The sequence below is a fragment of the Bradyrhizobium sp. SZCCHNRI3043 genome (genome assembly GCF_032377735.1).
In the GTDB taxonomy this organism is placed as follows: Bacteria; Pseudomonadota; Alphaproteobacteria; order Rhizobiales; family Xanthobacteraceae; genus Bradyrhizobium.
In genome coordinates this window covers 194,698-207,159 of the sequence record NZ_JAUHID010000010.1, presented here as the reverse complement: position 1 = coordinate 207,159, position 12,462 = coordinate 194,698, and the positions used below count along the sequence as shown (strand labels likewise).

The window sequence follows — 12,462 nt, the reverse complement described above, 5'->3', positions numbered from 1 at the left end:
CGGTGGTGTGGGAGGGGTGGAGTCGCGAGACTCCCCCCTATCCCGATCGGCCAGCGCCCGGCCTTCCCTGCGCCCTCTGTTGTCGAGGAGGGTGAAGCGATCAGCATAGCTCGGGCGCAACCCGCCGCGGGACTGCGAACGCATGTGGCGATAGATCGCCGGCGTTGGGGGGACGAGCGCTCTCGCCCAGGATTCCAGTGTCGTCCCGGCGAACGCCGGGACACATAACCCCAGGGAGATGTTGTTGCGCACGATGTCGACCCAGTCTTTCTTCACAATAACTGCCGCGGAGTATGGGTCCCGGCGTTCGCCGGGACGACAGCTGAGATTGCTGAGGCAGCTGGCCTCACACCGGCAGCGCGATCGACTACTTCACCTGGCTCAGCGCAAAGCTGAGGAAGGTGAAGCGATCAGCATAGCTCGGGCGCAACCCGCCGCGGGACTGCGAACGCATGTGGCGATAGATCGCCGGCGTTGGGGGGACGAGCGCTCTCGCCCAGGATTCCAGTGTCGTCCCGGCGAACGCCGGGACACATAACCCCAGGGAGATGTTGTTGCGCACGATGTCGACCCAGTCTTTCTTCACAATAACTGCCGCGGAGTATGGGTCCCGGCGTTCGCCGGGACGACAGCTGAGATTGCTGAGGCAGCTGGCCTCACACCGGCAGCGCGATCGAATACTTCACCTGGCTCAGCGCAAAGCTGCTTTCGATCGAGGCGATGCCGTCGAGACGAGTCAGCTTGGTTTTCAGGAACGCTTCATAGGAGGAGAGATCAGCCGCGACCACGCGCAGCAGGTAGTCGCGATTCCCCGTCATCAGATAGCACTCCAGCACCTCGGGCCAGGCCGAGATCGCCTTCTCGAACCGCTTCAGATCCTCCTCCTTCTGCCGCGCCAGCTTGATGGAGATGAAAACGGAGACGTGCAGCCCCAGCGCCTTCTGGTCGACGGTGGCGATGTAGCGGGTGATGACGCCGCGCTCCTCCAGCAGCTTGACGCGGCGGTGGCAGGGCGACACCGACAGTCCGACCTTGTCGGCGAGCTCCTGCATGGTGATGCGGCCGTCGGCCTGGAGATGGGCGAGGATCTTGCGGTCGATGGCGTCGAGGTCGGGCATTGGGATGGCATCCCTAGAAGTGGTGATCGGATGGAAAAATATCCCAATAATGGCCCATGATGCGCGAAAATTTGAGAATTATGGTCTCGTCGACAGGATTAGGCTTGCAGAATCCAAACAATCCCCCGGGAGCCGCGCCATGGCCACGCCATCCGCACCGTCAGACCGTCTCGACATGCTGAACGCGCTGGCCCGCAAGGCGCTGTGGCTGTCGTCCTGGACCATTCATCACGCCAACCACATCCGGCCGAATATTGACGGCCTCAAGGTCGGCGGCCACCAGGCCTCCTCGGCCTCGCTCGCGACCATCATGTCGGCGCTGTACTTCTCGGTGCTGCGCCCGGAGGACCGCGTCGCGGTGAAGCCGCATGCCAGCCCGGTGTTTCACGCCATCCAGTATCTGTTCGGCCGGCAGACCCGCGAGAAGCTGGAGAATTTCCGCGGCTTCAAGGGCGCGCAGTCCTATCCCTCGCGCACCAAGGACATCGACGACGTCGATTTCTCGACCGGCTCGGTCGGCCTCGGCGTCGCTCAGACGCTGTTCTCGTCGCTGGTGCAGGACTACGTCAAGGCGCATGGCTGGATGAAGGACCGCCGCGAAGGCCGCATGATCGCGCTGGTCGGCGATGCCGAGATGGACGAGGGCAACATCTTCGAGGCGCTGGCGGAGGGCTGGAAGCACGGCCTGCGCAACACCTGGTGGATCGTGGACTACAACCGCCAGAGCCTGGACGCCGTCGTGCGCGAAGGCCTGTGGGAGAAGTTCGAGACCATGTTCCGCAATTTCGGCTGGGACGTGGTGATCGTGAAATACGGCAAGCTGATGCGCGAGGCGTTCGCCGAGCCCGGCGGCGAGGCCTTGCGGCGCTGGATCGACAACTGCCCGAACGCGCTCTATGCGGCGCTGTGCTTCCAGGGCGGCGCCGCCTTCCGCAAGCACATCCAGGACGACATCGGCGATCAGGGCGACGTCACGCGGCTGCTCGACAAGCGCAGCGACGACGAGCTGCTGGCGCTGATGTCCAATCTCGGCGGCCACGACATGGCGAGCATGCTGGAGGCGTTCGAGTCCATCGATCACGACCGCCCGGTCTGCTTCATCGCCTACACGATCAAGGGTGTTGGCCTGCCGTTCCAGGGCCACAAGGACAATCACGCCGGCCTGATGACCGTCGCGCAGATGGAGAAATGGCGCGCCCAGCAGAACATCCGCCCCGGCCATGAGTGGGACAAGTTCGAAGGCCTGAAGCAGGACCCGGCAAAGCTGGAGGCGTTTCTCGCCGCCGTGCCGTTCAATCGCGACGGCCGCCGGCTTGACGATGCCGTGTTCGACGTGCCGGAGCGGCTGACCTTTACGGCCGCGGCGCAGATGTCGACGCAGCAGGGCTTTGGCCTGATCCTCAACGATCTCGCGCGCAGCGACACCGCGATGGCCTCGCGCATCGTGACGTCGTCGCCCGACGTCACCGTGTCGACCAATCTCGGCGCCTGGGTCAACCGCCGCGGCCTGTTCGCGCGCGCCGAGAAGGCCGACCTGTTCCGTAGCGAGAAGATCCCGTCGACCTTCAACTGGGCGGCATCGCCGAAGGGCCAGCACATCGAGCTCGGCATCGCCGAGATGAACCTGTTCATCATGGCCTCCGCGCTCGGCCTGTCGCACGCCATCAATGGCGCCCGGCTGCTGCCCGTGGTGACCTTGTACGATCCCTTCATCGAGCGCGGCCTCGATGCGCTGAACTACGCCTGCTATCAGGATGCGCGCTTCATGGTGGCGGCAACGCCGTCGGGCGTGACGCTGGCACCGGAAGGCGGCGCGCATCAGTCGATCGCAACGCCGCTGATCGGCATGGCGCAGGACGGGCTGTCGTCGTTCGAGCCGGCCTTCGTCGATGAGCTCGCCGCGATCATGAAATGGGGCTTTGCCCACATGCAGCGCGAGGTAGGCGAGGGCGGCTCGCTCTATCTGCGGCTATCGACGCGCACCATCGATCAGCCGCAGCGGATCATGACGCCGGAGCTGGAATCCGACATCGCCGCCGGCGCCTATTGGCTGCGCAAGCCGGGGCCGAATGCGGAGGTGATCGTCGCCTATACCGGCGCCCTTGCTCCAGAGGCGATCGAGGCGACCGGCCTGATCGGCGAATCCCGGCGCGACGTCGGCCTGCTCGCGATCACCTCGGCGGACCGGCTGCATGCGGGATGGACGGCGGCGCGCAGCCTGCGCCGGCATCGCCGCGGCGTGCAGCATCTCAGCCATATCGAGCAGTTGCTGGCGCCGCTGCCGCGCGACTGCGGCATCGTCACCGTGATCGACGGCCACCCGGCGACGCTCGGCTGGCTCGGGTCGGTGCGCGGCCATCGTGTCGAGGCGCTCGGCGTCGAAAAGTTCGGCCAGACCGGCACGATCGACGATCTCTATCGCCACAACGGCATGGATGCCAACGCGATCATCGATGCGGCCGAGAGCCTCACCGGCGCTCCGGTGCGGCATCGCAAGATGGCGGTGTGAGGGCGGGGGGAAGAGGGAGCTGAAAACAGCTGCGCCGTCTCCCCCACCTGGATGAAGGAGACGGCGTCGCAACTTGGAGCAAAAGGGCTAGGTGCTGAAAAGCTACGCAATAAAAACTGGCGAAGTCATTCGTTGTGAAATGTTTTCCAGCGTCCTTTCGAGATGCTGGGCTGTCTATGAAGGAGAGAGTAATCGGCACGACCGGGCCACGATGTGAAGCAGTTCACATGTTGAAAATGAATCTGCAGGACGGGGAATTCTGCCATCCGGAATGATCGCCGCAATCGCATTTGCTGCGATGCAAAATGGAGCGGCGACGAAACGCAGGTCCGTCGGCTTGCGCCGGTCGCGGCCTTGCTCCTATATCCGCGGGACGCAACCCCGGTCCCCGCATGTGGCGGGTTCATCCCGCGGATCGCGCGTGCCAGGATGCCGGCCGCGTGCTGCCGCCCCCTCCAGATGCTTCCACGTGAAGAGGTTTTCCGATGGTCAATCGCCTGCAATTCTACATCGACGGCGCCTGGGTCGATCCGGTCGTCAAGAAGTCCACGCCGGTCGTGAATCCGGCGACTGAAGAGGCGATGTACGAGGTTGCGCTGGGCTCCAAGGCCGATGTCGACAAGGCGGTCGCCGCCGCCAAGCGCGCCTTCGAGACGTTCTCGCAGACCTCGCGCGAGGAGCGCGTCGCGCTGTTCGAGAAGATCATCGCCGTCTACAAGGGCCGCATGAAGGAAATCGGTGCTGCCGTCTCCGACGAGATGGGCGCGCCGCTGCCGATGGCGGAGAAGCTGCAGGCGGGCGCCGGTCTCGGCCATCTGATGTCGACGCTCGATGTGCTGAAGAAATACGAGTTCGAGGAGACGCTGCCGGCGTCCGTGGTGGTGCGCGAGCCGGTCGGCGTTGTCGGCATGATCACGCCGTGGAACTGGCCGCTCAACCAGATCGCCTGCAAGGTCGCCCCGGCGCTGGCCGCGGGCTGCACCATGATCCTGAAGCCGTCGGAGTTCACCCCGACCTCGGCGCTGATCTTCGCCGAGATCCTGCACGAGGCCGGCGTGCCGAAGGGCGTGTTCAACCTGATCAACGGCCTCGGGCCGGAGGTCGGTGCCGCCATGAGCGAGCATCCGGACATCGACATGATCTCGTTCACCGGCTCGACCCGCGCCGGCATCGACGTCGCCAAGCGCGCCGCGCCGACCGTGAAGCGCGTCAGCCAGGAGCTCGGCGGCAAGTCGCCGAACGTGATCCTGGAGGGGGCCGATCTGGTCAAGGCGGTGACCGGCGGCGTCATGCACATGTTCAACAATTCCGGCCAGTCCTGCAACGCGCCGTCGCGCATGATCGTGCCCGCCGCGCGGATGAAGGAAGTGGCTGCCATCGCGAAGGGCGTTGCCGACAAGACCAAGGCCGGCGATCCCCGCGGCGAAGGCACCACGATCGGCCCGGTCGTCAATCGCGGCCAGTGGGACAAGATCCAGGCGCTGATCAACAAGGGCATCGAGGAGGGCGCGACCCTGGTCGCCGGCGGTCCCGGCCTGCCCGAGGGCGTCAACAAGGGCTTCTACGTGCGGCCGACGATCTTCGCCGACGTCAAGCCCGAGATGACGATCTCGCGCGAGGAGATCTTCGGGCCGGTGCTGGTCATCATCCCCGCCAAGGACGAGGCCGAGGCGGTCAAGATCGCCAACGACACGCCCTATGGTCTCGCCGGCTACGTCACCGCGCCGACGATCGAGAAGGCCCGCGAGGTCGGCCGCAAGATCCGCGCCGGCAACGTCAATCTGCAGGGCGTGCCCAACGACCGCACCGCGCCGTTCGGCGGCTACAAGCAGTCCGGCAACGGCCGCGAATGGGGCAAGTTCGGTCTCGAGGAATACCTCGAGGTCAAGGCGGTCGCAGGCTACAACGCGGCTTGATCGCGTGAGGGCGCGTAGGGTGGGCAAAGCGCAGCGTGCCCACCACTCACGCCGACAACAAAGCTGGTGGGCACGGCGCTCCGCGCCTTTGCCCACCCTACCAATTGGACACTCAGCCGCCCAGCGCGCCCTGCGTGTTGACGTAGAGCGCGTAGATCGACTGGCTGGCGGCCATGAACAGGCGGTTGCGCTTGAGGCCGCCAAAGCAGACGTTGGCGCAGCGCTCGGGCAGGGCGATGCGGCCGATCGGAGCTCCGTCAGGCGCGAACACCATGACGCCGTCGAGCTCAGGGCTGCCCATGCCCCAGCCGCACCAGAGATTGCCGTCGACGTCGCAGCGCATGCCGTCCGGCGTGCCCGGGCCGGCATCGATGTGGATGCGCTTGTTGGTAAGCTTGGTACCGTCGCCGGAGACGTCGTAGGCGAGGATCTTGCGGGTCGGCGCGCCGCGGGATTCGACGACGTAGAGGATGCTCTCGTCGGGCGAGAAGCACAGCCCGTTCGGCCCCAGCACGCCCTCGGCGACGATGGTCACCCGGCCGGTGGTGCCGTCGATCCGGTACACGTTGGCGTCGATCTCGGGCTCGGCCCTGTAGCCCTCGTAATTGCCGAGCAGTCCGAAGGTCGGATCGGTGAACCAGATCGAGCCGTCGGATTTGACCACGACGTCGTTCGGCGAATTCAACCGCTTGCCTTTGAAGCTGTCGATCAGCACCGTGATCGAGCCGTCATATTCGGTGCGGGTGACGCGGCGGCCGCCATGCTCGCAGGTGACCAGCCGGCCCTGCCGGTCGCGGGTGTTGCCGTTGGCGAAGTTGGAGGGCTTGCGGAACACCGAGACAGCCCCGGTCTCCTCCTCCCATTTGAGGATGCGCTGGTTGGGAATGTCGCTGCACAAGAGATAGCGGCCGTCGCCGAACCACACCGGCCCTTCGGCCCAGCGCAGGCCCGTCGCCAGCCGCTCGACGGCCGACAATTTGAGCCAGTATTTCTCGAAGCGCGGATCGAGCGTCTGGATCGCCGGATCGGGATAGAAGGTGGCAGGGCGAAAGCCCTGGGCGTGAGCGTTTCCGTCGGACATCTGGCCGGTCCTGTTATTGCACCGTTACGATCTCTGCTATCATCCGCAAGCAATGACCGCAAACCTGCGGGCCGAACACGAGGGATGAAATGCCACATATCTTGATGACCGGAGCGAGCGGTGGAATCGGCACTTCCTTGCGGAAGCTGCTCCCGCCGATCTATCCGGACCTTCTGCTCAGCGATCTCCGACCGCCTGCCGATCTCTCCAGCCAGGAGACGTTCAAGGCGGCCGATCTTGCCGACCTCTCCCAGGTCGAAGCACTGTGCGATGGCATCGACGGCATCATCCATTTCGGCGGCTATTCGGTCGAAGGTCCATGGAATGACATCCTGCAGGCCAACATCATCGGCGGCTACAACCTGTTCGAGGCGGCTCGCCGCAAGGGCGTCAAGCGCGTGGTGTTCGCGTCGTCAAACCACGCGGTTGGTTTCTATCCGCGCCATCGCAAGATCGACAACGACGTGCAACCGCGTCCCGACGGCCGCTACGGCGTCAGCAAGGTGTTCGGCGAAGCGCTCGGCTCGCTCTATGCCGACAAGCACGGGCTGAAGGTGACGTGCATCCGCATCGGCAATTTCGGCGACAAGCCGCTCGACCGGCGCCGGCTGTCGATCTGGCTGAAGCCGGAGGATCTGGTCGAGCTCTGCCGCATCGGCCTCGAGCATCCGGACATTCATTTCGATGTGCTCTATGGCGCCTCGTTGAACGAGCGCGCCTGGTGGGACAATCAGCGCGCCTACGATCTCGGCTATCGCCCGACCGGCCGCGCCGAGGATTTCCGCGAGCATGCTTTTGCGGAGCAAGCCAAGCTGCCCGCCGATCCGATCGGCGACTACTTCCAGGGCGGCGCTTTCTGCACCACCGAGTTCGATGGCGACACCAGCCGGATCATCGACTGGGGGTAATTGGGCGTCGTCATTCCGGGGCGCGTCCGCAGGACGCGAACCCGGAATCTCGATGTGAGAGCGCAAGACAACTTCTGGATTCCTGGTTCGCGCTTCGCGCGCCCCGGAATGACGTTGAGAATGAAAGAAGAGAAGACCATGACCGATGGCCTGCGCAAGGGACTGACTGCCTACGGCGATGCCGGCTTCTCGCTGTTCCTGCGCAAGGCCTTCATCAAGGCCGCCGGCTATTCGGACGACGCGCTCGACCGGCCCATCGTCGGCATCACCAACACCTACAGCGACTACAACCCCTGCCATGGCAACGTGCCGCAGATCCTAGAAGCGGTGAAGCGCGGGGTCATGCTGTCCGGCGCGATGCCGTTCGTGTTTCCGACGATCTCGATCGCCGAGAGCTTCGCGCATCCGACCTCGATGTATCTGCGCAACCTGATGGCGATGGAAACCGAGGAGATGATCCGTGCCCAGCCGATGGATGCGGTTGTCGTCATCGGCGGCTGCGACAAGACCTTGCCGGCGCAGATCATGGCGGCGGTGTCGGCCGACCTGCCGACGGTGGTCATCCCCGTTGGTCCGATGGTGGTCGGTCATCACAAGGGCGAGGTGCTCGGCGCCTGCACCGATTGCCGCAGGCTGTGGGCGAAGTATCGCGCCGGCGAGATGGACGGCAGCGAGATCGAGGCGGTCAACGGCCGGCTGGCGCCGTCGGTCGGCACCTGCATGGTGATGGGAACGGCCTCGACGATGGCCTGCATCACCGAGGCCCTCGGATTGTCGCTGCCGATGAGCGCAACGATTCCGGCGCCGCATGCCGAGCGCTTCCGTTCGGCCGAAGCCAGCGGACGCGTCGCGGCCGAGATGGCCAAGGCCAAGGGGCCGAAACTGAGCGAGCTGCTGACGCCGGCCGCCTTCAAGAATGCGCAGGTGGTGCTGCAGGCAATCGGCGGCTCGACCAATGGCCTGGTGCATCTCACCGCGATCGCTGGCCGGACCCCGCACACAATCGATCTCGATGCATTCGACCGCATCGGCCGCGAGGTGCCGGTGCTGGTCGATCTCAAGCCATCCGGCGATCACTACATGGAGCATTTCCACCACGCCGGCGGCGTGCCGAAGCTGATGAAGCAGCTCGGTGATCTCATCGATCTCGATTGCCGCTCGATCACCGGCCAGTCGCTGCGCGACATCGTGGCCGCCGCCGAGGACGTGCCGGGGCAGGACGTGATCCGCTCGCGCGGTGACGCGATCAAGCCGGAGGGCGGGCTCGCGGTGCTGCGCGGCAATCTCGCGCCGCGCGGCGCGGTCATCAAGCATTCGGCGGCAAGCCCCAAGCTGCTGCAGCACACCGGGCGCGCCGTCGTGTTCGAGTCGATCGAGGACATGACCCTGCGGGTCGATGATCCCGATCTCGACGTCTCGGCGGACGACGTGCTGGTGCTGCGCAACGCCGGACCCAAAGGCGCGCCGGGCATGCCGGAGGCCGGCTATCTGCCGATCCCGAAGAAGCTCGCGCGCGGCGGCACCAAGGACATGGTGCGCATCTCCGATGCGCGCATGAGCGGCACCGCCTTTGGCACCATCGTCCTTCACATCACGCCGGAGTCCGCCGTCGGCGGGCCGCTGGCGCTGGTGCGGACCGACGACATGATCCGGCTCGACGTCGCCAAGCGCAGCATTGACCTGCTGGTCGACGACGCCGAGCTGGACCGGCGCCGAGCTGCGCTGATGCAAGCCCCGACGCCGGAATGGGCGGAGCGCGGCTACGCGCACCTCTTTCATGAGACGATCCTGCAGGCCGACGACGGCTGCGATTTCGACTTCATGCGCCGGAAAGGGAAGGGGTGAGCGCAGTCCTACTTTCCTTTGCTGGTGAACCGCTTCACGGCGGCGCGGAATTCATCCGTGTGCATGCAGTTGATGATTGCGTCGCGCTCGGCGGCGAGCTGGTCTTCGACCGAGCTGGTCGGCGCGCGGTGGATCAGCGCCTTGGTCGCCGCGATCCCCGCCGGCACATTCTGCGCCAGCCGCGCAGCCAGCGCGTCGGTAGCTGCGACGAGCTCGGAGGCCGGGACGATTTTCGCGACCAGTCCCCATTCGTATGCCTGCGCCGCCGTGAAGCTGTCCTCGGCCAGGAATATCTGCAGCGCGCGCCGCACACCGACGGTCGCAACGACACCGACCGTGCCGCCGCCGTCGGGCGAGACGCCGAGCTTGGCATAGGCCGGCGTGAAGCGCGCATCCTCGGCCGCAATGCAGAGATCGGCGGCGAAGGCCAGCGACATTCCTGCACCGGCGGCGGAGCCGTGCACGCTGGCGAGCACGATCTTGGGCATGCGCCGCAGGCTCGCGATGAAGGCGTGGTAGTGGTGCAGCAGCTCGCTCACGACAGGCGTGATGGTGTCGGCCTCGGCGGCAGCGCCGATCGTCTGCAGGTCGCCGCCGGCGCAGAAGGCGCGGCCTTCGCCCTTGAGGACGAGCACCCGGATGGTCGGGTCCGCCTCGACCTGCGCCGCGAGCTGTTCCAGGCGCTGCGCGATGGCGAGGTTGATGGCGTTGAACGCTGCCGGTCGGTCCAGCGTGATGGTCGCGATCGGGCCGTCAATGCTCAGGCGAGCGGGGTCCGCGGCTGCGTCCGACATTCAATCCTCCCTTGCATGGTTGTTGCCGCATTTAAAGCGCACAGCAGGCCGGTGACAATGCCGGGGAAGTCTGCGACAACCCGGCTCGGCTGGCATGACGGGAGGTAAACCCGCAGCAGACATGGCGTGCAAACACGGGATATGGACAGAATGGGGCAGGACGCAGTGACGAAGGGACCGGTTGTGATCGTGGGTGCGGGGCATGCGGGTTTCCAGCTCGCGACCTCGCTGCGTCAGGCAGGCTTTGCCGATCCCATTCACCTGATCAACGACGAGCCGCATCTGCCGTATCAGCGCCCGCCGCTGTCGAAGGCGTATCTCAAGGGAACGGGCGGCCCGGAGACCTTGATGTTCCGGCCGCAGAAGTTCTACGCGGACCAGACCATCGATCTCGTCTACGACCGTGTGGTCGCGGTTCAGCGCGAAGCCCGCAAGGTGCTGCTCGCCTCGGGCAAGTCCCTGGACTACGGACACCTCGTATTTGCGACCGGTGCTCGCAACCGCCTGCTCGACATCCCCAACGCCCATCTTCCGGCGGTTCGTTACTTGCGCATCCTCGATGACAGCGAAGCGCTTCGGACCTTGCTGGGCGATGCCAAGCGGGTCGTCGTGATCGGCGCCGGCTTCATCGGTCTCGAATTCGCGGCGACCGCACGCATCAAAGGGCTCGAGGTCGACGTGCTCGAGCTCGGCGCGCGGGTGATGGCGCGGGCCGTGACCGCCGAGATCTCGGACTACTTCCAGAGGCAGCATGCGGAAGCCGGCGTGCGCATCCATCTCGGCGTGCAGGCCACCAGCATCGAGGCCGACGGCAACAAGGTCACCGGCGTCAGCCTCAGCGATGGTCGGCACATCCCCGCTGACCTCGTCGTGGTCGGCGTCGGCGTGCTGCCGAATGTTGAGCTCGCCGCCGAGGCTGGATTGCAGGTCGCCTCCGGCATCGTCGTCGACGAATATCTGCTCACCAGCGATCCGCACATCTCGGCCATCGGCGACTGCGCCCTGTTCGTCAGCCAGCGCTTCGGCGGGACGCTGCGGCTGGAGTCGGTGCAGAACGCCACCGATCACGCCCGCTGCGTCGCGGCGCGGCTGACGGGCGACGTCAAGCCCTATGACGGACAGCCGTGGTTCTGGAGCGACCAGGGCAATGACAAGCTCCAGATCGCGGGGCTCACCACCGGCTATGACCAGGTCGTGCTGCGCGGTGATCCCACGCAAAAGGCATTCTCCGCATTCTGTTACAAGGAGGGCAGGCTGGTCGGCATCGAGTCCGTCAACCGTGCCGGCGACCATATGTTCGGCCGCAAGTTGCTTGCTGCAGGCGGCACCTTGGATGCAGCCAAAGCCGCTGATCCCAGCTTCGATCTGAAGAGCGCTCTCGCTTAGAGCAGCGCGCGCACCTCCTCTGCGGTCGGCATCGAAGGGCCGGCACCCATCCGCTGCACCGAGATCGATGCGGCGATGTTGGCATAGCCGATCGCATCCGCGATCGCCGCGCCCTGCGACAGCCGCGCGGCGAGCGCGCCGACGAAGCAGTCGCCGGCGCCGGTGGTGTCGACGGCCTTGACCGCGCGGCCTTCGACCAGCCTGGCCTCGGCGCCAGAAACCGCGACCGCGCCGCGCGCGCCGAGCGTGACGCAGACCGTCTGATCGTCGCGAGGCTCGAGCGCGCGAACCGCCTCATTCACCTGCTGCGGCGTCGGCGCGTCGCCGAGTTCGATCCCGGCCAGGAAACTGAGCTCGGTTTCGTTCAGCACGAGCACATCGACCAGTGCGAACAGCGTGCTGTCGAATGCGCTCGCCGGGGCGGGGTTGAGGATCGTGGTGGCGCCGGCCGATTTGGCACGCTGGAAGAACGCTATAATCGTCGCCTGCGGAATTTCGAACTGGCTGACGGCCACGTCTCCCGAGCCAAGAGACACCTGTGCCACATCGTCGGCGCTGACCTCGGCGTTGGCGCCTGATATCACCACGATCGTGTTGTCGGCCTTGGCCAGCGTGATGATCGCGGTGCCGGTCGACGCGCTGGCGCTGTCCTTCACGGCAGTGAGATCGATGCCCTGAGCCGTGAGAAATGCGCGCAACTGCTCGCCGAAGGCGTCGCGACCGAGCCGGCCGATCAGCGCCGTCGGCGCGCCGAGCTTGGCTGCGGCGACCGCCTGGTTCGCTCCCTTGCCGCCGGGAAAGTACATCACCGACCGGCCGGCGACGGTCTCGCCGATGCGCGGATGGCGCTCGGCCGTCGCCACCACATCCATGTTGGTGCTGCCGGCGACGACGACCCGCCCCAT

At 65.8% G+C, this 12,462-nt stretch carries 10 protein-coding genes; 5 read left to right on the top strand and 5 right to left on the bottom strand.

The window, feature by feature from the left end; genetic code table 11:
• Window positions 1-367: 367 nt before the first annotated feature.
• Complete coding sequence (locus QX124_RS20875) at window positions 368-586, bottom strand: hypothetical protein (protein ID WP_315798136.1); 219 nt, start codon at window positions 584-586, stop codon at window positions 368-370.
• A 70-nt stretch (window positions 587-656) separates the two neighbouring features.
• Window positions 657-1,118 carry an Lrp/AsnC family transcriptional regulator gene (locus tag QX124_RS20870; protein ID WP_315737180.1) on the bottom strand — a complete coding sequence of 154 codons (462 nt, stop codon included), beginning with the start codon at window positions 1,116-1,118 and terminating at the stop codon, window positions 657-659.
• A gap of 139 nt (window positions 1,119-1,257) precedes the next feature.
• On the opposite strand from QX124_RS20870, the gene QX124_RS20865 reads away from it, so the two are divergent.
• Together QX124_RS20865 and QX124_RS20860 are read left to right on the top strand one after the other, a co-directional pair.
• Window positions 1,258-3,627, top strand: coding sequence for a transketolase (locus QX124_RS20865; RefSeq protein ID WP_315798135.1), 2,370 nt, complete (start codon window positions 1,258-1,260; stop codon window positions 3,625-3,627).
• A gap of 485 nt (window positions 3,628-4,112) precedes the next feature.
• Complete coding sequence (locus tag QX124_RS20860; protein WP_315772449.1) at window positions 4,113-5,543, top strand: aldehyde dehydrogenase family protein; 1,431 nt, start codon at window positions 4,113-4,115, stop codon at window positions 5,541-5,543.
• Window positions 5,544-5,655: 112 nt separating this feature from the next.
• Here the strand turns inward: QX124_RS20860 and QX124_RS20855 are convergent, their stop codons facing one another.
• Complete coding sequence (locus QX124_RS20855; protein ID WP_315798134.1) at window positions 5,656-6,624, bottom strand: SMP-30/gluconolactonase/LRE family protein; 969 nt, start codon at window positions 6,622-6,624, stop codon at window positions 5,656-5,658.
• Window positions 6,625-6,713: 89 nt separating this feature from the next.
• Here QX124_RS20855 and QX124_RS20850 point away from each other — a divergent pair, with 89 nt between their 5' ends.
• Window positions 6,714-7,532 (top strand): NAD(P)-dependent oxidoreductase, encoded by an 819-nt coding sequence (locus QX124_RS20850; RefSeq protein WP_315737184.1) that lies wholly within the window; start codon window positions 6,714-6,716, stop codon window positions 7,530-7,532.
• A gap of 138 nt (window positions 7,533-7,670) precedes the next feature.
• On the top strand, window positions 7,671-9,377 hold the full coding sequence (locus tag QX124_RS20845) for an IlvD/Edd family dehydratase (protein WP_315798142.1): 1,707 nt from the start codon (window positions 7,671-7,673) through the stop codon (window positions 9,375-9,377).
• 8 nt (window positions 9,378-9,385) lie between these two features.
• Here the strand turns inward: QX124_RS20845 and QX124_RS20840 are convergent, their stop codons facing one another.
• Window positions 9,386-10,171, bottom strand: a complete 786-nt coding sequence (locus tag QX124_RS20840; protein ID WP_315798133.1) for an enoyl-CoA hydratase/isomerase family protein — start codon at window positions 10,169-10,171, stop codon at window positions 9,386-9,388.
• Between the two features lie 150 nt (window positions 10,172-10,321).
• On the opposite strand from QX124_RS20840, the gene QX124_RS20835 reads away from it, so the two are divergent.
• Window positions 10,322-11,557: an NAD(P)/FAD-dependent oxidoreductase gene (locus QX124_RS20835; RefSeq protein ID WP_315798132.1), complete on the top strand. Its 1,236-nt coding sequence runs from the start codon at window positions 10,322-10,324 to the stop codon at window positions 11,555-11,557.
• Here the strand turns inward: QX124_RS20835 and rbsK are convergent.
• A complete protein-coding gene (gene rbsK, locus QX124_RS20830; protein ID WP_315798131.1) occupies window positions 11,554-12,462 on the bottom strand; it encodes a ribokinase in 909 nt (302 codons plus the stop codon). The genes QX124_RS20835 and rbsK overlap by 4 nt on opposite strands.